Here is a 21,790-nt window from a genome sequence, read left to right on the forward strand (position 1 = left end):
AACGCTGGATCGCCCGCTGGAAGGCCGCCCTCAACGCCTTCGACATCGCCTTCGAAGGCCGCCTCACCGCCGCCCGCAACTGACCTCAGCAAGATCGAGTTACACCGTTAACTGGACACACCCCAATCGGAACCAGACGCCCTGCCCGTAGACGCAGTGTCACCGGGGTTGAGGAACCTGCGGACAGCCATTAGCGCTGAGAGCGATCTTGAAGCCGTGACCGGTTGGAACGTTCACTTTGTAACGCATTGATTACCGTGAGTTAGTTGCTGGTGTGTTAGCCGTACTTTGCGGGCTATGCCTGCGGAGTTTCTGTCGGATGAGCAGAGGACGGCGTATGCGTCGTTCGTGGAGATGCCGACCCAGTCGGAGCTGGAGAAGTTCTTGATCTTGGACGCGTTCGACCGGGATGTGATCGCGCGGTCGCGGGCTGATTCGCATCGCCTCGGCGCTGCCGTCCAGATCGGGACGGTTCGCTTCAAGGGGCTGTTCCTAGCCGATCCTCTGGACGTGCCGTGGCCTGTGGTGGACTACTTGGCCGAGCAGTTGGAGATCGGTGATCCGTCGCAGGTCAAGAGGTACACGGTGCGGGCGCAGACGGCGTACGAGCACGCGTGGATGATTCGGGACGCCTACGGCTTCCATGTCTTCGATGACCGGGAAGGCTGGGAGGGGCGGCAGCTGTCGAAGCGGTTTCTGGCGTTCCTGCATGGGCGTGCGTGGACGCACGCGGAGGGGCCGACGGCGTTGTTCGATCAGTCGGTGGGGTGGCTGCGTCGGCATCGTGTGTTGTTGCCGGGGGTGACGGTGCTGGAGCGGCTGGTGGGCAGTGTCCGGGACCGTGCGGATGAGCGAGTGTATGCGGCGCTGGCCCGCCAGACCGGCCGGGCCGACGCGGGTTTGCCGCGGGCGTTGGCGGAGTTGCTTGAGGTTCGCGACGGGGCGCGGGTGTCGGAGCTGGAGCGGTTACGTAAGGCGCCCAAGCGCCAGTCGGGGACGGAGATGGTGCGGGCGCTTCGGCGGGTCGATGACCTGGCCAGGTTCGAGCTGGGCCGGGTTCAGGTGGGCAAGGTGCCCGTCCGGCGGATGAAGACCCTCGCGCGGTACGGGGCGGGCAGCAAGGCGCCGGCGCTGGCCCGGCTGGGCGAGCCGCGCAAGACCGCGACCCTGCTGGCGGTGACCCGGAGCCTGGAGGCCGAGGCGATCGATGATGCCCTGGATCTGTTCACGCTGCTGATGGCCACCCGGCTGATCTCCCCGGCGCGCCGCAAGTCCTCGGGCGAGCGGCTGGCGATGCTGCCGAAGCTGGAGCGGGCATCGCGGCTGCTGACCAGGGCCGGTCGGGTGCTGGTGGAGCAACTCGACCTGGTCGCCGAGGTCGGCGCGGACCTGGACGTGGCGGCGTTGTGGGCGGCGGTCACCGACCAGGCCGGCGCCACCCGCCAGCAGGTGGTAGCGGCGTTGGAGTCGGTGGAGGAGCTCGTCCCCGACGATGAGGGCGCCGCGGAGGCGGCGATGCGCGCGGCGCTGGTGGACAAGTACAACACGGTGCGGCCGTTCTTGAAGCTGCTCGGCGAGTCGCAGGCCCTGTCGGCGGCGGCGGGTGGCCGCAAGGTGCTGGCGGCGGTGCGGCGGCTGCCGGAGCTGGCACGCCGGCAGGTGTCGCGCAAGCCGCTGCTGCCCAAGGAGATCGACGCCTCGCTGGTGACGGCGGCGTGGAGACGGCCGGTGTACGCAGGCCCGGAGTTGCCGGCCGGGGCGGTGGACCGCGACGCCTATGTGGTGTGCGTGCTGGAGGCGCTGTTTCGCGCGCTGCAGGTCCGGGACGTGTTCGCGGCACCGTCCAACCGGTGGGCCGACCCGCGCGCGCATCTGCTGGACGGGCGCCAGTGGGATGCGATCAGCGAGGACGTGCTGGCATCCCTGTCCCTCACCGACCCGGTCCAGACGCATCTGGACGGCCGGGTGCTGGCGCTGGACGCGGCCTGGCGGCAGATGGCGACCCGCCTGGAAGAGGCCGGCGATGACGCCCTGGTCCGCGTGGTCGCCCCGCCGGACGGCGCCGGCGGGCACGCCCGGCTGTCGGTGGAGAAGCTCGGCGCGCTCGGCGAGAGCCCGTCGCTGAAGTGGCTGCGCGGCGCCTGCCAGGCGATGCTGCCGCGGGTCGATCTGCCCGAGCTGCTGCTGGAGGTGCACGCCTGGACCGGGTTCCTGGACGCCTACGTCCACCTGGCCGACATCTCCAGCGGCATGAAAGACCTGCCTAGATCGCTGGTGGCGCTGCTGATCGCCGAGGCGTGCAACGTCGGCCTGACCCCGGTGATCAAGGAAGGGGACCAGGCGCTGACCCGCGGCCGGCTCTCCCACGTGGACCAGAACTACGTGCGCGCCGAGACCCACGCGGCCGCCAACGCGATCCTCATCCAAGCGCAGCGGGAGGTCCCGATCGTGGCGCTGTGGGGCGGCGGGCTGCTGGCCTCGGTCGACGGGCTGCGGTTCGTCGTCCCCGTGCAGACCATCAACGCCGGGCCCTCACCCAAGTACTTCGGCTACAAGCGCGGGATCACCCTGCTGAACGCCGTCAACGGCCAGGTGATGGGCATCGGGCAGATGGTCGTGCCCGGCACCCCGCGCGACTCGCTGTTCATCCTGGACACCCTCATCAACATCGACGCCGGCCCCAAACCCGAAGTCGTCACCACCGACCAGGCGTCCGATTCGGACATGGTGTTCGGGATCTTCTCCATGCTCGGCTACCGGTTCGCTCCGCGCTTCGCCGACCTGGGCGACCAGCGGTTCTGGCGCGCCGACCTGCCTGATGGCACCACCCCCGGGTACGGCCCGCTGGAGGCGATCGCCCGTAACAAGATCAACCGGAACAGGATCAACACCCAGTGGGCGGACATGACCCGGGTCGCCGGCTCGCTGGTCACCAACCAGGTTCGCGGCTATGACCTGCTGCGGATGTTCTCCCGAGGCGGCCGCCCTACTCCGCTCGGGCAGGCGTTCGCCGAGTACGGGCGCATCGACAAGACGCTGCACCTGCTGGACATCCTGGACCCGATCGACGATGGTTACCGCCGCACGCTGAACAAGCAGCTCACCGTCCAGGAATCCCGGCACCGCCTGGCCCGCAAGATCTGCCACGCCGGAGGCGGCCAGATCCGTCAGGCATACCGGGAAGGGCAAGAAGATCAACTAGCGGCGCTCGGGCTCGTCGTGAACGCCGTCGCATTGTGGAACTCTCGCTACCTGTCGGCGGCGGTCGACCGGCTGCGGGCCCAAGGAATCCCGGTCAAAGATGAGAACGCCGCCCGGCTCAGCCCTCTCGGCCACGCCCACCTCAACTGCCTGGGCCGCTACTCCATCGCGCCCTCGGCGCCCACCGAAGGGCTGCGCGAGCTCGGAGACATCCCCGCCGTCCCCGACCTCGGTGACCGGGCGGACGAGAAGAAGATGTAGGGCAGCTCAAACGACCGGGCGCTCAGGGTGCGCCTCACAGACACGCACATGCCGGCCCGCGAGGAGGATCGGACCGGATTAGGCCTGTAGTCTCCACGGCAGCTTGATGGGGACGGCTGGCCGTCATCTCGACCACTTGTTCACCGGGATCCGTTGATCGCGTTCGACCGGCCCGAGTCCGACGGGTCCACGCACAGGCCGGGACGGCGTACCCGGCATGCCCTACTCCTCGACGGTGAGGGGGTGGCCGTCCGGATTGGCCACTTTGCGCATGTCGGTTCCCGCTTCGGTGGTTACCTGCGGACCGAAGATCTGCAGGAAGGCGTTGACGGCGGTGCGGGCCAGGTCGCTGAGTGTGGTGTCGTCGATCGGGCGGGTGCCCATCCGGGTGCGCGCTTCGAGCGGGCCGGTGAGCAGGGAGAGGAACTGCTCGGCGGCTAGGTCGGGGTCGGTGATGCGGAGCCGGCCGGCGAGTGCGAGGCGGGCGAGCCGGTCGGCCAGCGCCTGGGTGAGGCGGTGCGGCCCGCTCTCGGTGACGATCTCCAGGATGTCGGGGAAGTGGGTGATCTCCGAGTAGAGCAGGCGCCGCAGCGCGCAGGCGCGCTCGTCGGTGTGCAGCCGCAACAGCCGGTGCCCGACGTCGTGCAGGGTGGCGGGCAGGTCGCCGTCCGCGTCTTTGAGCGGGTCGAGGGCGGCGAGCCGCTCGTCCAGGACGTTCTGCGCCGCTGCCTGCATCGCGTGCCGGAAGAGGGTCGCCTTGTCGTTGAGGTGGTTGTAGACGGTGGGCTTGGCCACGCCCGCCTCGGCGGCCACCTCCTTGACGCAGGCCTGCGCGTAGCCGCGGCGGGCGAACACGGTGAACGCACCCTCGAGGATCGCCTGCCGCCGGTCGCCGCCTCCGCGTGTGGTCGCCATGCCTTGATTGTACCCATGGGTTCAGTTCCATGGACTCGCGGGTTGTGAATGGACTTGTTGGACCATTAACTTGAACCCATGAGTCCAATCAATGCGGATGACCGGCTGGACGCCCGGCTGCTGGCCACGATCGGCGTGGTCCTGCTCGGCGGGCTGCTGGGCATCCTGAACAGCTCCATGGCCGCTGTGGCGACCGGCACCCTGGCCGCCGAGCTCGACGCCTCGCTCAGCACGGTCGGCTGGGCCTCGACCGGATTCCTGCTCGCGGTCACCGCCACGATCCCGTTCACCACCTGGGCGGTCGACCGGTTCGGCGGCCGGCGGCTGTGGCTGCTGGGCCTGACGGTGTTCGCGGCCGGTGCCCTGGCCGCGGGGCTGGCCTGGAATGTCGGCAGTCTGATCGCCTTCCGCACGCTGCAGGGCGTCGGCGCCGGCCTCCTGGATCCGCTGGTGCTGATCCTGCTCGCCCGCGCCGCCGGTCCCGCGCGGGCCGGACGCGTGATGGGGCTGATGGGCGTGGTGCTCTCGCTCGGCCCGGTGCTCGGCCCGATCGCCGGCGGCGCCATCCTGGACGGCCTGTCCTGGCGCTGGATGTTCCTGCTCAGCGTGCCCGTCGGCCTCGCCGCCCTCGTGCTCGCGGTGCGCGTCCTGCCCGCCGAACCCGCGGCCGATGGGCCGCGGGTCCGGCTGGACGTGCTCGGCCTGGCCCTGCTCGCCCCCGGATTCGCCGCCGTCGTCCTGGCGCTGTCGCAGTCGGCCGAGCAGTCGGCCTTCACCGCCTGGCAGGCGCTGCTCCCGCTGGTCGCCGGCGCCGTGCTGCTGGCCTGCTACACCGCGCACGCGCGGCGGGCCGGAACCGTCCCACCTCTGATCGACCTGCGGTTGTTCACCAGCCGCAGCTTCACCGCCAGCGTGGCGATCATGGGGCTCGGCGGGCTGGCCAACTTCGCCGCGCTGTTCGTCCTGCCGCTGTACTACCAGCGGGCGCACGGGCACGGCGTGCTCGCCGCCGCGCTGCTGATGGCGCCGGTGGGGCTGGGCGGCGCGATCTCGATGCCGCTGGCCGGACGGCTGTCGGACCGGATCGGCCCCCGCGGCCTTGCCGTCGGCGGTGCGGCGCTGGCCCTGGCCGCCGCGTTGGCCTTCACCCGCGTCGGCGCCGGTACGGCAGAAGGGTGGCCGGTGGCGATCGCGCTCGCGCTCGGCCTGGGGATGGGGCTGTTCAGCGCCCCCACGATGGGGTCGCTGTACCGCAGCCTGCCCGGTCCGATGGTCGCCCAGGGCAGCTCGGTCCTCTACATGCTCAACCAGCTCGGCGCGGCGCTCGGCGTCGCCGTGGTCACCCTCATCCTGCAGACCTCCGCCGACCCGGTCACCGGGGTGCACGGCGTCTTCTGGCTCACCGCCGGCGTGCTCGCGGTCATCCTGGCCGCCGTTGCGCTGCTGCCCGGGCGCCCGGCCGTGACCGCCGTCGCCCACCACCGGCCCGCCATGTCCGAAAGGACGACCCGATGAACCACTCCACGAACACCTCACCCAAGACGATCGTGATCACCGGCGGCACCGACGGGATGGGCCGCGCACTCGCCCGCACCCACCTGGACCGAGGCGACACCGTCATCGTCGTCGGACGCGACGCCGCCAAGGCCGCCGCCCTCCCCGGCGCCGAGTTCATCGCGGCGGACCTGAGCCTGGTCAGCGAGAACCTCCGGGTCCTGGAGCAGATCAACACCCGGCACCCGGCCGTGGACGCCCTGGTGCTGTGCGCCCGCTACTTCCGCTCGGAGCGCTTCGTCACCACCGAAGGGTTCGAGGGGACCTTCGCGCTGGAGTACCTGAGCCGGTTCCTGCTCAGCCACGGACTCAGCGAGCCCGGCGTCATCGTCAACGTGTCCGGCCCCGGCGTGCCGGTGGGCCGCGTCCACTGGGACGACCTCATGCTCGAACACCACTACGACGGGGTCAACGCGCAGATGCAGGCCGGCCGGGCCAACGACCTGCTCGGCGTCGCCTACGCCGCCCGCCACGCCACCACGCGCACCCGGTACGTGCTCATCAACCCCGGCCCGGTCGCGACCGGCTTCGCCGGCCAGTACGACGCGGCCACCGCAGCCCACGTCGCCGCCCTCAAACGTAACGGCCGACCCGTCCAGGACGGCATCAAGCCGATCGCCGCCCGCATCGACACCCCGCCCGCGGCACCGCTCAGCGCCTTCGTGCGCTTCGACCCGATCAGCCTCGACCACCCCTCCTTCGACCCCGACGCCGCCCACCGCCTCCACGACCTCACCCGCCACCTGCTGCGCCGACTGGAGAACTGACCCCATGACCTCCCACTGGACGGCAGCGTTCCGCTCCGCCCCCGTCAGCCCCCACGAACCGATGCCCCTCATCCACCCACCGCGCGGCTTCCACGACCAGACCCTCCGCCAGGTCGTCCGCCTCAGCGGCACAGGGACCCGGCTGCGGGTCCGGCTCGGCAACCTCTACGGCAAGGACCCGCTCACCATCGCCCGCATCCGGGTGGCGGCACACCGCAGCGCAGCGACGATCGTGCCCGGCACCGACACCGCGGTCACCTTCGGCGGCGCGCACCAGGTAACGATCCCGCCCGGCCAAGAAGCGATCAGCGACCCGGTCGACCTCACCACGACACCCGACACCGACCTGGTCCTCAGCAGCTACCACGCCGCCGCCACCGGACCGGCCGACTACCACCCGTTCGCCCTGCAGACCGGCTACCTCAGCCCCGGCGACGCCGTCTCCCACACCGACCTGCCCCAGCCCGAGCCGGTGGAGTCACGGTTCTTCCTCACCGGCATCGACGTCCTCGGCCCGGCCGACCGGCCGGTGGTGGCCGCCTTCGGCGACTCCATCACCGACGGGGTGGGCACCACGCCCGGGACCCACCGCCGCTATCCCGACCTGCTCGCCCGCCGCCTCCACCCGGCCGGAGCCGCCGTGCTCAACCTCGGCATCGCCGGCAACCGGCTGCTCAGCGACGTCTTCGGCGAACGCGGCACCACCCGGTTCGACCGCGACGTGCTCACCGCCCCCGGGGTGACCCACGTCGTCGTCCAACTCGGCCTCAACGACATCGGCCTGCCCGGCATGCTGGACCAGCCCCCGCTCCGGGCCGCCGACCTCATCGCCGGACTGTCCGCACTCGCCACCCGCGCCCGCCGACACGAGATCAGGCCCATCATCGCGACCGTCACCCCGTTCGCCGGCGCCGCCGCGGCCGGCCCCGGGTTCGACACCCCCCAAGCCCAGCACACACGCCGGCAACTCAACCAGTGGATCCGCGCCAACGACGCCTACGACGCGGTCGCCGACCTCGACCAGGCACTCCGCGATCCCACCGCACCCGCCGCCCTGCACCCCGACTACGACAGCGGCGACCACATCCACCCCAACGACGCCGGAGCACAGGCCATCGCCGACACCGTCGCCGACGCGCTCCCGGCCTGATCACCGCCCCCGAACCGGCGCCGCCGTCCACTCGGCCGGCGGCGCCCCGGCCGGCAGCGTGCCGGTGGTGTGGATCGGCTCTTCCACGGCGACCTGCAGGATCGCCTTCCGCTGAGCCTCGATGCGGATCCACGGAAGCCTGGTCAGCCGCGGGACCAGGCCGCGCTGGTGGCCATCAAAGAGACAGCCCGGCGTGCAACGGCCCCGCCCGACCGGATCGGACTCGCGCAGACCATCCTCGATGCACCAGCCGCTGCCGGATCGTGGCGTTCGACAGGCCTGACCCCGAGTCGATCGACACGACACTGGCGCCGCGGCGGCTCGGCCTTGTGGGAGGGCTGCCGCACGTGACCGGCGATGTGCTCTCGTGTCGCTCCCACCGGGTCGACGCCCTCCCGCTCGCAACGGTCGAGCCGCGCGTCGAGCCTCAACTCTGCCCGGTGGGCGGCCCATGGACGATGCGGTGGATGGTGGAACGGCCGACGCTGTACTCGGTCGCCAGGTCCGCCAGCGACACCTCACCCTCGGCGTAGCGGCGGCGGATGGAGCGGCGCGCGGACTCGGGGAGTTTGGGCTGCTTGCCTTTGAGCTTGCCGTTCCTGTGGGCCAGCGCCATGCCCTCGCGGGTGCGCAGGTGGCCCAGGTTCGCTTCGAATTCGGCGACCATCGCCAGGGTCTGCAGGAACAGCCGGCCGAACGGGTCGTTCCAGTCGTAGACCGATCCGCCCAGCCCGAACAGCAGGCCCCGGTCGGACAGGTCGGTGAGGATGTGGTTGGTCTCGGCCATGTTGCGGGCGAACCGGTCGAACTTGGTCACGGTGAACACGCTGGCCGGCCACACCGCAGCCAGGGCCTGGTCCAGGCCGCCGCGGTTGCGGCGGGTGGTTCCGGAGAAGCCCCGGTCGATGTAGATCCGACCGGCCGGGACGCCGAGCGCGAGCAACTGCTCGGTCTGGACTACGACGTCCTGCTCATAGGTGGAACAGCGGGCGTACCCGACCCGGACGGCACCGGGAGCCGTAGCGTTCACGCCCTCAAGTGTTCCGGATAGGGCCCCTTCACCGGGACAGTTCGCGGAACACCTTTACGGAACACCCCGACCTGGGGCGCCGTCCCGGCCGGTGGGTGTTCCGGTGGGGGATCCCCAAACGGAACACCACCCCAAGATCATTCTCGGCGCTAACGGCTGTCCGCAGGTTCCTCAACCCCGGTCACGGCCAGCGAAGCTAAGTCAACCTCCACGCCGTCCGCACAACGATCTCGCCCGCCGCCCGCGGCCCAAGGCTTGCCCTGCCGCCTCGGCTCGTCGCCACGCAGAGCCATCCATCATCTGGTCGCACGGTCTCGCGGAGGGGCCTCATGGGGTGGTCGAAAGGGGCCCCGGAGTGGGGCGGCACACTCAGCGGCATACTCAGTGGCATGACCGTTCACAGCGCCCGGGGAACCCCGGCCGTACCTGGCGTTCCCAACACGGCCGCCTGCGCCGCCGCCCTCGAAGTCGCCACTGCTTACTGCTCCCCCGCGCTGTTGAACCACTCGGCGCGGTCCTTCGTGTGGGCATCGGCGTATGCCGGGCAGCGCGGCATCGAGTACGACGCCGAACTGCTGTACGTCGCCGCGCTGCTCCACGACATCGGCCTGGTGGCGGAGTTCGACAGCCATACGGTCGCCTTTGACGTGGCGGGCGGCCACGTTGCCTGGGTGTTCGCTGCGGGTGCCGGGTGGCCGACGCAGCGCCGGCAGCGGCTGTCTGAGGTCATCGTCCGGCACGTGTGGGACACGGTGGATGTGCGTGAGGACCCGGAGGGCCATCTGCTGGAGCGAGCCACCGGCGTTGATATCACAGGGCGGAATCTGGACGATTTCACTCCCGAGTTCCAGGCCGAGGTGCTGGCCCGGTATCCGCGCGCGGGACTCTCGGAGGAGTTCCTGGCCTGCTTCCACGACCAGGCCGCCCGCAAGCCGGACAGTTCGCCGGCCGTGTCGGTTCGCGGTGGCCTTGCCGAACGCATCCGGGAGAACCCGCTCGACCGGCCGATCGGCTGACCTACCGGGCGAGACCGGGCGTGGTTTCGTCCGCGTCCAGCGGCAACATTCGCGACCGGCTCGTCGACGAGCTGTGATCTGCGCTTTCCCGGCGGCCTGCCGCCACCCCGCCGTCCGCACACCGCCGCTTTCGCTGCCAATCACCCGCCGCCCCACCTGTCCACGGCGTATCCGCTCCGTCAGGAGCCGGTGATCGCAACCAGTGACCTCCAGCCGGGAGTCCATGTCCAGGCGGAAGCGGCCGTAGGAGGTTGACGTGCGCCCAGAACTGAGGGCTGAGGGCGCCGGTCCCCTGGAGTGGGCTTGCGGGTCCAGGCGGGATCGCGCAGGACGGCTTGGGAGTAGCAGGGTGTTGCTGTAGACCAAGGAGCATTGCAGCAGGTGGGAGGTGACCGCGGCACCCCAGGCCACCGCCGTACTTGCCTGAAACTTCGCAATCAGGCTGGTGGGGCGGTGTCGGCGGGGAGGTCGAAGGCCAGGCCGCTGGAGCCCTCGCCTCGCCCGGCGCCGCGGCGGGCGCTCAGCCAGACGGCGACGCGGCCGTTGGACCAGCGGGTGCGGTTGTAGGCGACGGTGACCTTGGTGCCGGTCTGCGGGACCTCCTCCTCGTTGACGAAGTACGGGCCGGGTTCGGCGGCGTCCAGGCCCTCGCGGAGCAGGGTGGTGCGCGGGCGGACGGGGTTCTGGTCGATCTCGCTGGGCATGGCGGCGCGCTGGAGCTGGATCTTCCGGGTGTCGCCGGGGACGTGGACCGGGATGAACGGGATCCAGTGGCCGGGGACGGAGGTCATGGCCACGTACGCGATGGGGGCCAGGGGCGCGGTCGGGGGGTCCTGCGGGAAGAGGCGCCTGCGGTGGGCGAGGATCTCCGCGGCGACCTCGCTGCCCTTGCGGGGATCGCCGGTGGGGAGGCGTACGGTCTGCTCGATGCCCCAGACCATGTTGGCGTTCTCGTCGCGGATGAGGTCGACCTCCTCCAGCAGGGGCCCGTCGGCGACCTTGGGGACGGTGGGGGCGAGGAACAGGCCGGTGTCGGCGGGCACGCTGTCGGAGCCGATGGTGTCGAGGGTGAACATCGACCAGCGCTGCCAGTCGTCGTCGGCGCCCGCCCCGGCGGGGGTGATCCAGAGGCGCTGGCCGAAGACGTCGGTGACGGCCAGGCCGCGCAGGGTGGCGAGGGTGCCGGTCGGCAGGTCGCACGGCAGCTGGAACCAGTCGTTGCTGTAGACGAGCGCGAACTCCAGCACGACCAGGCGGGCCAGGTCGGTGCGGTCCGGGCGGACGGCGGCGAAGTTGGTCCGGCCGTCCTCGACGGCCCACCAGCGCGGCAGCGGCATGCCGGAGTAGCGGACGGGCGCGGGGAAGACGGTGCGGTTGATGGGGGCGGGCGCGGCCGTGCCGCCGCCGATCTGGGTGCCGGGGTCGATGGAGAAGGCGTGCCAGTCGAGTTCGCCGCCGGGGTACTCCTGCGCGGTCAGGACCTTCTCGGTGCCGTCGGCCTGGCGGGCGGCGACGGAGAAGCGGTGCTCCAGGCGGCGGGGGTCCCAGGTGCTGTCGGTGGCCGGCTGGTCGATCAGGCCGTCGAACCAGCTGACCAGGCGGGTGCCGAGCTGGTTGATGAGGGTGCGGTGGGGCGGGGCGACGTGGTCGAGGCCGTCGGTGGCGTCGTGGCCCTGCTTGATGTGCCGGTACAGCTCGTACCCGTCCATGCGGCGTCCGGCGACGGCCTGGAGCGTGGCCCAGACCTCCGGGTGGGCGACGCGCGGGCTGTCGGCGTCGGCCGTCGGGGACGGCTCGGCGATGGGATACAACTCGACGTACTCGTCGCGATGGTGGCGGATGGGCGGGTGGTTGCTCATCAGCTTGAGCCAGCGGCGGCCGATCGCCAGGCGGAGGTCGTAGGAGATGCGGTCGGGGCCGAGGGTGAAGGGGAGAGCGCGCCGTTCGGCCATGTTCTCCAACGGGCGGTCGGCGGGGAGGTCCTGCGGTTGGCCGCCTGTGGCCGGGCGGAATCGGCTGGGTGTCGCGCTTCCCACGGAGTAGGTGGCGGTCACCGGTGAGCCGGCGTCGGAGCCGCGGAATTCGCCGAGCTGCCATTGGCGGGTGAGCAGCCAGAGGGCGTCTCGAACCTCGACGCGGAGCGCCCTCTCGAAGTCCGCCGTGCGGGGGCGTCCCTCCAGACGGTTCCAGAGTCCGACCGTGGGGTGCTCGCGATCGGCCAGCGCCTTCGGCAGGTCCTCGATGCGAAATGGCGTGCTCAGTGCGGAGGGAGCACCCTCCACACCCCCTGCGGTCGCTTCGCTCATGGTCATTGGGCCTTCCAGCGCAAGTTGTTGGTCGCGAAGTCGGTGCTGATGGTGATGGGCTTGCTGTGGGCCGACACCAACGTGGCGGGCAGCAGGTGCGCGTAGGCGGTGTTGTCGAGGTGTGCGGGCTCGACGGCGCGGGACTGCATCAGCTCGTACGTCTCGTGCAGCGCGGCCACCAGGTCGTCGGGGTTCCAGGCCCCGGTCTGCGTAGGTGGAGTCACCAGGAGCATGGCCTGCGGCGGCTCGGAGTCGGGCCGGTCGTAATGCAGCGCGATCCCGGTCGTCTCCTTCTCGGCCGGTATGACCTCCGTCCATTCATCGAGCAGCAGGCCGCAGAAGCCGTCCGTCGACGGAGTCGGTTTGTCCGCGTAGTGCGCGGTGAACAGCAGCCGGTCCTCGTCCAGCGTCGTGCCCGGCGCGAACTCCATGGCCAGCCAGTGGTCGTCCTTGCGGTAGGGCAGCTGGATCGGTTCGAGCTGAGGCTCCTCGAAACCCGGCAGCTGCCCGAGCAGCCCGCCGTCACCGCGCAGCGCGTCGCTCAGGATGCTGACCTGCTCCCACAGCCGCGGCTTGTCCCTGACCCGTGCGATGCCGTGCAGCCAGTCGTCCACCGGGAAGTCGCGTCCGGCGTCCTCCAGGTGCTCGATCAGCTCGTCGCTGTCGTTGCGGGCCTTCTTCCAGTCCGAGGCGAGCTGCGCGGACGCCGTGTACTCCGGTACGGCGAGGACGTCCTCGCCGAGCATCGCCTTGAGCGTGTCGCGCGCCGCCTCCACCTGATCGGGCCCGGTCACCGCCGCGTCGTACTCCGCGAGCGCGGCATCGGCGGCGGTCAGCCGCTCGGCGATGTCGGCCTGCAGCGCCGTGGCCCGGTCGAGCAGTTCCCGCCCGTACAGGACGATCTTGTCCTCGATCGGGGTGAGCGACAGCCCGCCGGGGTCGAGGCCGGTGAGCGGGAGCAGGTCGCCCACCTCGTCCAGGAGACCGCTCAGGGTCTTCTCGCTGGTGTCGGCGATCTCGCGCAGGTCCCCCAGTTTGTTCTGGAACGTCTGGCGGCGGTTGTTGATGATCGACCGCAGCTGCTGCGGGGTATTCGGGCGCGGGACGGTCGGCTTGGTGGTGAGCAGCCGCTCGATCCGTTCCAGCAGCCGGAACCGTTCGGCCGCCGGAGTCGCGCCGGGCAGCGCGTCGTAGGCGGTGATGAGCGCCGTCGCGTCGGCCAGGGCGCGGGCCATCCGGTCGGCGGTCTCCTCGACGGCGGCCAGCACCTCGAGGTACCGGTCCCGCCGCCAGGCGGCGGCCTCGCCCCAGCCGCTGCGCACCATGCCGAAGCCGCCCGCCGTGGCGATCAGGTCTCCGTACCGGCGCAGGAACGTGTCGATGCCGTCGATCAGGTCGGCCCGCCGGACCGGCGCGGGGGGCGCCGGGAACAGCGGCCCCAGATCGTTCAGGTAACCGGTCACCGAGGTCCGCAGCGCCACCAGCGCGTCCCGCACCGCCGCCAGCCGGTCCCGCGGCACCGTCACGGCGGCGTCGGCGGCCCGGTCGATCGGGGCGTCCCCGGCGGCCGGGGCCAGGTCGGTCGGCCGTACCGGACGGGACGTGGTCAGCAGCGAGCGCAGCGCGGCGATCAGCGGGGACAGCTCGAAGAACGTCACCTTGCCGTCGACGCGCCTGGTGTGCTCGATCACCAGCCGGGCGTCCGGGCGGGGCTGCTCCCGGGTGGCCACGACGCCGATGATCCGGTCGTCGAGGTCGGTCATCGCCGCCTCGCTCGCCGGCCGGACCGCCCACAGCAGGTCGATCGGCCGCAGCTCCAGGTCCCGCTGGGTGACCTCGCTGCTGCGGGCCACCCCGTTGACGGGGTCGGTCCAGGTGACCAGGGCGGCCACGTCGCGCTGGTCGGGCAGCAGTGTGGGCAGCCAGTCGTCCACGGCGGGCTCGGCCAGGGCGCGCGGCCCGTCCCCCTGCGCGGACGGCGCGCTGTGGCCGGGCCGGATGCCGGGCTTCAGCTGCAGGGCCAGCCGGTGCGTCAGCGTGGTGCCGCTGCGCGGGGTGGCGACCACGGCGGGGTCGGGCGCGAGGCCTTCCTTCGCGTACGCGTCGAGCGTCGCCGATGCCCGTTCGGGGTTGCCCGCCAGCGTCTGGTGGGTGCTCTCGGCGACCGCGAGGTCGGCCAGCGCGTCGTGAGTGTCGAGCAGCCGCCGCACCTCCTCGTTGATGGCGTCGCGCTGGGCCTGGGTGGGGTCGGGCAGGCCCGAGGCGCCGAACGGGTAGACGTCGGCTCCCGCCACCCTGGTGACGCGGCGCACGAGTTCGAGGCCGTCGATGACGTTGCGGGCCTCGACCAGTTCCACGGCGGTGCCCGGCGCGGGCTTGGTGTCTTCGATCCGCCCGGCCCGCAGCGGGAACGCACCGCGCAGCGCCGTGATGAACGAGTCCAGTTCGGCGTCCGGGTATCGGTCGTGCAGGGCCCGTTCCAGCCGGTACCCCAGCAGCGCGCCCAGTGACTGGCCCTGGCGCAGGCCGTCCAGGAGGCTCAGCGCCACCCGGACCCGTTCGGAGCTCAGATTGACCGCGAACGTCTCCCGGTCGGCGGGACTGGCATTGGAGATGTATCCCGCCCGCAGCACGGCGGCGGTGGTGGCCTGGGCGGGCGACGGCGCGTGGATGTGGCCGCCGTTGGCCGGGTCGTGCATCAACGGCGCGGCGCCCGGCGGAGTGAACAGCTGCGCGAGGTCTCCGCTCAACTGGACCTGGGTGAGACCCGGCCGCGGCTTGGGCCGGACGTCCTCCAACCATCCGTACGCGCCGAGGTGGACGCCGCGCCGCGCGGGCCCCTCGCCGGTCGGGCCGTACCGCAGCTCGGCGAGCCGCTCGTTGACCAGCCCCAGCCGCCAGGCGTCGAGCCGGTACGTCGCGCAGTCCAGATGCTCGGTCAGCACGCGTTCCAGCCGGGCGGTGGGCAGCCCCGCCAGATGCGTCAGCGCGTCGATCTGCTCGGCGAGTCGCACGGCGGCCGGGTGCTGCCGGATCACGTCCGGGACGAAGTCGACCACCAGCCGGTCCGGGCTGCCGGTGATGCCCTGGTCCGGCGCGTACAGCCGGCGGAACCGGCTCTCGCTCGGCACCGGCGGCGCGCCGGGCCGGTTCGGCCGGACGTGCACGAACAGCGGGTCGCGTGCGGGCGGTACCGGGCTGTCCGCGGCGGCGGCGAGGCGGCGTGCGGTGTCCTCCCAGCCGAGCAGCACCGCGTGCCGGGCGAGCAGGTACAGCAGCGCGGCGGGCGGGCGGTCGCCGGTGAAGCCCAGCTCCAGCCGTATCGTCTCCAGGTCGTGCTCGCCGTGCTGGGCCAGCCAGTGCAGGTAGTTGCCGCCGTCGTCGGTGTACCCGCGGATACGGTCGGTCTCCGACAGCGGCCGGTCGTCCACCAGCGGGCCGAGCAGCGGGAACTGGCCGCCGGCCAGCAGCCGCCGGATCAGGTCGGGGTCGGCGCCGGGCGGGGCGGCGTACCCCAGCCGGGTGAGCAGCGCGCGGATCGGCTGCGGCATGTTGAGCTGGTCGAGGGCGGGCAGCACGCGAGGCCCGCCGCTGTTGAGGTTCTCCCGGTTGAAGATGTCCTCGACGCTGTGCGCGTACCGCTGGTAGAACTCCGCCGACGTGGGATGCAGCGCCAGGATGTCCAGCAGGAGCTGGTGCGGGTCGCCGTCCTTGCCCAGATGGCTGACCTTGGCGGCGGCGGCCCGCCAGTCCTGCGCGGCGGCGCCGAGCAGCTTGTGCAGCGCGCGGCGGTGCGTCGCCGCCTCGGGGAAGGCCAGCTTCGTGAACGCGGTCGTCGGCAGGATCCCGTACGGCTGCCGCCCGATCTTGACCGCCGGGACCGGCCCGCGCCCGGACACGTGCCGCACGAAGAACTCGCGGGTGGCGTCCACCGCCTGCTCGGACAGGATCGGGTGCAGCGTGCCGCGCAGGTACTCGCCCCAGGTGGCGGGCCACAGCGCGATGTTGGCGGCGCGGGCGTCGCGCTGGTCGGTGCCGTCGGCGTTGGGCATGCCGGTCAGCACGGCCGGGTCGATGCCGAGCAGGTCGGCCAGCCACTCCCCGTCGGTCCGGGTCCGCCAGTCCCCCGCCGCATCGGCCGCCGCGGCGAAGCCGAACGCCGTGCGCAGCCCCGCCTCGGCCTCGGCCTGGCGGTCCTGCCCGGCGGGTGTGGTCTGGGTGTTGTTGGTCGGGGTGCCCTGCGGCAGCAGCCCGTACCCCGACGGGCTGCGCAGCTGCCGGGTGATGAGGTCGGCCAGCTCGGTGGCGGCCAGGTCGGGGCCGGACCGCTCGCGCAGCCCGAACACCACCAGCCGGTCGAGCCCGTTCTGGGTCTGCGGGCCGAGCGGGATGCGCAGCCCCATGCCGACCGCCACCGCCTGGTCGAAGTCGGTCAGCCAGCGCAGTTCCTCGGGCACCCGCAGCGCCCCGGTCTGCTCGTCCACCTTGAGCTGCTTGTCGGAGTCCGCGCCCGGATCGGGGCTGACCGCGAGTGTGTCCGGCACCGGCGCGCCGATCGCCGTGAGCACCTTCTCCCCGCCCACGTAGCCGAGCACGGTGAAGCGGTCCGGAAGGAGCTGGGCCGTGGCCGCCTGGGTCCACGACTGGTCGGCGAGCCCCGACGCGGGCGGCGGCGGCAGCACCAGGAACGCCACCAGCACCCCGTCGCCCGGGACGCTCGGCGCGGCCTCGACGCCCGCCGGGCGGCGCGACCGGATCGTGGCCGCGCGGTTCACCCCCACGGCCGCGCGCAGCGCGATGTCGGCGGCGCGCAGCTCGGCCCGGTCGCCGTGCGCCCGCCACACCGAGGTCCAGTACGTGACGGTGGGCTCCCTGTCGGCCGCCGGCACGGGCTGGCCGGTCACCACGACCAGCACGGTGGTCTCGGCGGGCACCGCCGCGGGCCGCTCGCCCGGGTTGGCCGGGGTACGGGTCTGCAGCAGCCAGCTCGCCCGGCCGCCGGGCACCCGCGCGGTCAGCTCCTGCCAGGCCGCCTGCTCGGACGACGGGTCGCCGCCGGTCCGCCACAGCGCCGTCCAGTACGCGTCCACCGCGCTGATCTCGGCGCTGGTCGGCTTGGGCTCGAACTTGTCGACGCACCACTCGTCCGGGAAGATCCGCACCAGCAGCTCGGACGGGGTGAAGCGGGTCTCGACCCGGACCGGGCCGAGCAGCACCGGGAAGTCGTCGCTGAGGCTCACAGCAGCATCTCCTGAGCGTGGACGGCCATCAGCACCGGCGCCTGGAAGAGCATGTAGGCCACGTCGGCCGAGCTCAGCCCGCCGTGCCAGACGGGCAGGAACGCGTCTTCCAGGTGCTGGTCGTTCTTCTCCTGATCGGCGGCCGGGTCGTCGAAGTCCTTGAGCGGGACCTGCACGGTGCCGCCGTCCAGCCGGATGAAGCCGGTCCCGGCAGGGTCCACGTCGGCCCACGACAGGTCGTTCCACACCTCGACCCGGGTGGGCGGCCCCTCGTCCGCGCCGAACCTGGGGTCGCCGGGGCGCTCCTGGATGACGAAGAACCATCCCGCCGCGCCGGTCGCGAAGTTGCCCTTCGCCTCGGCCGCGGTCAGGTCGAACCCGAGCAGGTACAGGTCGGGCTCGACCTTGGCCTCGTACAGCGGGAGCCGGATCTCCTCCAGCGTCGGGTGGGCCGGGTCGGCGAGCGTGACCGGCACCCGTTCCTGCTGCGGATCCGGCGGCCCGGTCTCGGGCTGCCAGCGGGCCCGGTGCGCGTAGATGGCGGCGTTCGGATACTTCTTCAGCAGGTCGCCCCGGATCACGAGCACCAGGTCGTCGGCCTGCTCGCCGGTCTCCCGGTTGTCGTTGTGCCCGAGCAGGGCGGTCTTGGGCCAGGTGTGCAGCGGCCGGATGTCGTACAGCCGCTCGCGGCGCTGCTCGGCGGTCTCCCCGGGCGGCGACGGCGCGGTGCGCACGTCCCAGAACTGGCGGAAGGGCGAGCCGCGCTGGTCGGTCGGGTACTCCCGCCACAGCAGCTCGCGGGCCATCTCGTGGTTCAGCCCGACGAGGAAGGACTCGATGAACTCCTGGTTGGTCTCCAGCAGCGTCACCGTGTTCTGCGGCACGAGCCCGAGGTTGGGGGCGAAGTAGTCCACCGACAAGTCGAGCAGCGCCGCGTACATCGGCAGGTCGATGACGGGATAGGCCATCGCCTCGATGAACCTCTCGGCGAACGGCTGCAGCCGTTCGGGCAGTGAGACGGTGGTCAGCAGGCTCTTGGGCACCGCCTGGTCGGCGCGCAGCCCGGTCAGCATGGCGTCGGTGGAGGCGGGGACGTTGAGCGCTTCGCGGCCCTCGGTCTGGCCGCCCACGGTCGCGGCGTGCCTGCCCCGGTAGATGTCGCGCAGGCCGTCCTTGAAGCGCTGGGCCTCCTCGCTGTCCTCGCCCCCTTCGGACGGTACGAACGTGTCGCCGGGCAGGGTCAGCACGAAGTCGGCGCTGTGCGGCAGCTGGTCCACGGGTGCGGCGGGGTCGTCGTCGCCGGCGGCGAGCCCGATGGGCGGGGGCGCCGGGTGCAGCACGTCGTCCAACTGCTCGGGCGTGACTACGGCGTCCGGCGTCTTCTTGTCCGCCGCCGCGGTCACCTCGTCGTCGGGATCGTCCATGCGCGGGATCAGCGCGTCGGGCGGCTTGGTCTCGGTGAACGGCAGTTCCCGGACGAGCCGTGCCCCCGGCCTGGTCATCCGCCGCATCGGCGGGGACAGCGGTGCCGCCGTCACCCGGCTGCGGGCCACGTGGAAGCCGACCGCGACCCGCTCCGCGCCGGTCGCCGCCGCCAGACCGCGCAGGGTGCGCTCCCCCGTGGTCACCCGGGAGTTGGCCGGGGCGGTGAGGGCCAGGGCCTTGCCGGACGGTACCGGCGCGTCGGCCAGCGTCACCGCGGCGGACGCGGGATCCACGTGCTTGCCCTGCAGGACGAACCCGACCTCGCGGGCGACCTGGGCCGCGCGGATCTTGGCGTTGGCCCGGAGCACGTCGCCGACCTGCGCCCAGGCGGCGACCATGAACTCCTCCTGCCGGTCCTGGACGACCCGGGTGCCGAGGTGGGCCGCGACGCGGAAGCGCGGGTCCAGGTTGAGCCGGTGCACCCAGTTGCGGTCGGGCGTGATCGGGGAGCCGTCGCGCTCGGTGAGCAGCCGGCTCGCCGGTGCGTGCCAGCGCCCGTACAGCGGCGGCGTGATGATCGGGTCGGGCTCGCCCGCCACCTCCTTGACCTCGAGGGCGGCGTTGGCGGCGGCCGGGGTCTGGTCGAGGTAGCCGTCGGCGAGGTTGATCAGCCCGGCGAGCGCCTTCTGGAACGGGTGCGGGTACGGATCGTCCCACTTGTCGTACACATCGCCCTTCGGCCGGTTGGGCGACTGGAGCGCGCCGCCCAGCTTGAGGACGCCGTGCAGCCCCTCCGGGGAGGTGATGCCGGGCAGCCCCGGGCCGGCCGGGTTGTGCACGTCGAGGTCGCGGCGGCCGATGGCGGGGTCGGCGGGCCGCGGCTCCAGCAGCCGGACCAGGTACTCGAAGTCGCCCGCGCTGCCGGTGCCGAAGTACCAGCGGTGGTAGTACGGCAGCGTCCCCGGCTCGGGACGTCCCGGATAGTCGGGTCCCCAGCTCGAATGCAGCGCGCCGGGCGCGGCGGCGGGGTCCAGGCCGAGCCCGGCCAGCCGTCCCGTCTCGAACGCGGGCACCAGGAACGCGTGGTAGCCGCGGTCCGGGTGGAGCCGCCGCGGGCACACCAGCCGCGAGCACGCCAGGTCGGCGTTGGTCCGCAGCACCTCGCTCAGGCCGGCCAGGGCGGCGGCCGGGTCGTCGTTGGCGACCAGCCCGTCCAGCTCGCCGTTGACGTGGACGTGCGCCCACGCGCCGAGCTGATCCGGCGGCGGCAGCGTCCCAGCCGGGTCCTTCACGAGGATCGAGGGCAGCGGCCGCCCCGCGACCACGCCCTCGGTGAACTCCGCCGCCGGATCGCCGCCGGGATCGGCCGTCCCGGCCAGCACAACGAGGGCCAGCCACGGCAGCAGCCGCCTGTTGGCCGCGTCCGGCGGCGCCGGGCTGTAGCGCCAGGGCAGGTCCTCGTCGTAGAACTCGACATGCGCCAGGTAGTTGGGCTCCACGTTGGTGATCCAGGGCCGCGGCTCCACCCGCGAGACCACCCGCGGGTCCAGCCCGACCACGTCGCCCGGCCCGTACAGCTGGACGGTCTTGTCGACGTCGCGGGTGATCGTGCCGCCGGACACGCCGTCCCCGGTGATCCGCAGCTTGACCGGGATCGCGGCGCGTTCGGCGGTGCCCGGGTCGGCGGCGATCCGGGTGGTCAGCCCGGTACGCAGCCAGGGCAGGAACGAGTACGCCGGGCCGGTCACGGCGTCACCGGGCCGGTGCTGAAAATCTCGCTGCTCGCGGTGGCCTCGGCGGCGCCGGGATCGGCGGCGGCGGACCCGGTCCGGGTGAGCCCGCCGGTGACCAGCACGGCTCCGCCGGTCAGCGGCACCGCGGCGAATCCCCACCGGCCGGTCGCCAACCCGCCCGCCGGCGACCAGGCGCGCGGGCCCGCGTCGAAGATCAGCGCGCTGGCGTAGCCGACCCCGTTGTCGGGGCCGTCGGTGCCGCCCACCACCAGCACCTTGCCGCCGCCGAGCGGCACCGCGCGGTGCAGGCCGCGCCCGGCGGGCATGTCCGGTGTCGCGGTCCAGGCGCCGGCGGCCGGGCTGTAGGTCTCGGCGGTGGCCCGGCTGAACGGGTCGAAGGTGCCGTCGCCCGGCGCGCCGGGCGGGCTGCCGCCGCTGGCCAGCACCGACCCGTCCGGCAGCAGGGCGGCCTGGTGCCCGCTGCGCGGCACGCGCATGCTGCCTGTCGGCGTCCACGTGCCCCCGGTGCCCGCCGCCGGGTCGTACAGCTCGCAGAAGGCCAGCGCGGCGTCGGCGTCGCGGGAGACCGGGGCGCTGCCGCCGGCCACCAGCACCTTGCCGCCGGCCAGCACCAGCGCGGGATGGCCGCACCGCGCGTCGGTCATCGCGGTGACCTCGGTCCACTCGCCGGTGGCCGGGTCGTACATCTCGGCCGAGCGCAGCGCCTTGACCGACTGCCCGGACCGGGTGGTGCAGCCGCCGGCGACGAGCACCTTGTCGCCGAGCAGCACCGCGCTGTGGCCCCACCGCCCGGTGTGCAGGCTGCCGGTGGCGGTCCAGGTGCCGGTCGCCGGGTCGAACACCTCGGCCGAGGTCAGCCCGGCGGCCGGGAAGGCGGGCGCCCCGGTGGCGCCGCCGGTGACCAGTACCTTGCCGTCCCCCAGCCGGGTCACCGTATGCAGCCGGCGGGCGGTGTGCAGCGCGGCGGCGGCCGTCCACGTCTTGGCGGCCGGATCGTACAGCGACGTCTGCGCCAGCGCGGTGCCCGTGGCGTCGGCCCCGCCGGCCACCAGCACCTTGCCGCCGGTCAGCACGACCGGGCCGTCGTGCTGACCGGACCAGACGCGCGCGGACGGCAGTGCCCCGGTGCTCGTCCACTGTCCGGTCGCCGCCACGGTGGAACTGGTCATCT

Annotated in this window: 11 protein-coding genes; 5 read left to right on the top strand and 6 right to left on the bottom strand. The window is 72.5% G+C overall.

From position 1 onward, the window contains the following. Positions 1 to 297 precede the first annotated feature (297 nt). Positions 298 to 3,462: a Tn3 family transposase gene (locus SM418_RS27860; RefSeq protein WP_371944115.1), complete on the top strand. Its 3,165-nt coding sequence runs from the start codon at positions 298 to 300 to the stop codon at positions 3,460 to 3,462. 222 nt (positions 3,463 to 3,684) lie between these two features. On the opposite strand, the gene SM418_RS27865 is transcribed toward SM418_RS27860, so the two are convergent. Then, the gene (locus SM418_RS27865; RefSeq protein WP_371944114.1) at positions 3,685 to 4,377 is read right to left on the bottom strand and encodes a TetR/AcrR family transcriptional regulator; all 693 of its coding nucleotides are present in this window, start codon (positions 4,375 to 4,377) and stop codon (positions 3,685 to 3,687) included. Between the two features lie 78 nt (positions 4,378 to 4,455). Here SM418_RS27865 and SM418_RS27870 point away from each other — a divergent pair, with 78 nt between their 5' ends. From SM418_RS27870 to SM418_RS27880, 3 genes are read left to right on the top strand one after another with little or no spacing between them, the layout of a single operon-like run. After that, positions 4,456 to 5,892 (top strand): DHA2 family efflux MFS transporter permease subunit, encoded by a 1,437-nt coding sequence (locus tag SM418_RS27870; protein WP_371944113.1) that lies wholly within the window; start codon positions 4,456 to 4,458, stop codon positions 5,890 to 5,892. Continuing rightward, positions 5,889 to 6,698 carry an SDR family NAD(P)-dependent oxidoreductase gene (locus tag SM418_RS27875; protein WP_371944112.1) on the top strand — a complete coding sequence of 270 codons (810 nt, stop codon included), beginning with the start codon at positions 5,889 to 5,891 and terminating at the stop codon, positions 6,696 to 6,698. The genes SM418_RS27870 and SM418_RS27875 overlap by 4 nt, the downstream gene beginning before the upstream one ends. A 4-nt stretch (positions 6,699 to 6,702) precedes the next feature. Continuing rightward, entirely contained in the window at positions 6,703 to 7,848 is a 1,146-nt protein-coding gene (locus SM418_RS27880; protein ID WP_371944111.1) for a GDSL-type esterase/lipase family protein, read from the top strand. 427 nt (positions 7,849 to 8,275) lie between these two features. On the opposite strand, the gene SM418_RS27885 is transcribed toward SM418_RS27880, so the two are convergent. Continuing rightward, positions 8,276 to 8,878 (bottom strand): recombinase family protein, encoded by a 603-nt coding sequence (locus SM418_RS27885; protein WP_371944110.1) that lies wholly within the window; start codon positions 8,876 to 8,878, stop codon positions 8,276 to 8,278. 389 nt (positions 8,879 to 9,267) lie between these two features. Between SM418_RS27885 and SM418_RS27890 the strand changes: the two genes are divergently transcribed. Further along, positions 9,268 to 9,894 (top strand): HD domain-containing protein, encoded by a 627-nt coding sequence (locus tag SM418_RS27890; protein WP_371944109.1) that lies wholly within the window; start codon positions 9,268 to 9,270, stop codon positions 9,892 to 9,894. A gap of 437 nt (positions 9,895 to 10,331) precedes the next feature. Here the strand turns inward: SM418_RS27890 and SM418_RS27895 are convergent, their stop codons facing one another. Genes SM418_RS27895 through SM418_RS27910 form a run of 4 tightly spaced genes read right to left on the bottom strand, consistent with a single transcriptional unit; the run spans position 10,332 to position 21,788 of the window. Continuing rightward, positions 10,332 to 12,200 (bottom strand): hypothetical protein, encoded by a 1,869-nt coding sequence (locus SM418_RS27895; protein ID WP_371944108.1) that lies wholly within the window; start codon positions 12,198 to 12,200, stop codon positions 10,332 to 10,334. 2 nt (positions 12,201 to 12,202) lie between these two features. After that, positions 12,203 to 17,440: a hypothetical protein gene (locus SM418_RS27900; protein ID WP_371944107.1), complete on the bottom strand. Its 5,238-nt coding sequence runs from the start codon at positions 17,438 to 17,440 to the stop codon at positions 12,203 to 12,205. Beyond that, the gene (locus tag SM418_RS27905; protein WP_371944106.1) at positions 17,437 to 20,613 is read right to left on the bottom strand and encodes a hypothetical protein; all 3,177 of its coding nucleotides are present in this window, start codon (positions 20,611 to 20,613) and stop codon (positions 17,437 to 17,439) included. The genes SM418_RS27900 and SM418_RS27905 overlap by 4 nt, the downstream gene beginning before the upstream one ends. Beyond that, the gene (locus SM418_RS27910; protein ID WP_371944105.1) at positions 20,610 to 21,788 is read right to left on the bottom strand and encodes a Kelch repeat-containing protein; all 1,179 of its coding nucleotides are present in this window, start codon (positions 21,786 to 21,788) and stop codon (positions 20,610 to 20,612) included. Before SM418_RS27910 ends, SM418_RS27905 begins: the two co-directional genes overlap by 4 nt. Positions 21,789 to 21,790 lie beyond the last annotated feature (2 nt).

The organism is Actinomadura chokoriensis (assembly GCF_041463665.1).
Lineage (GTDB): Bacteria > Actinomycetota > Actinomycetes > Streptosporangiales > Streptosporangiaceae > Spirillospora > Spirillospora chokoriensis_A.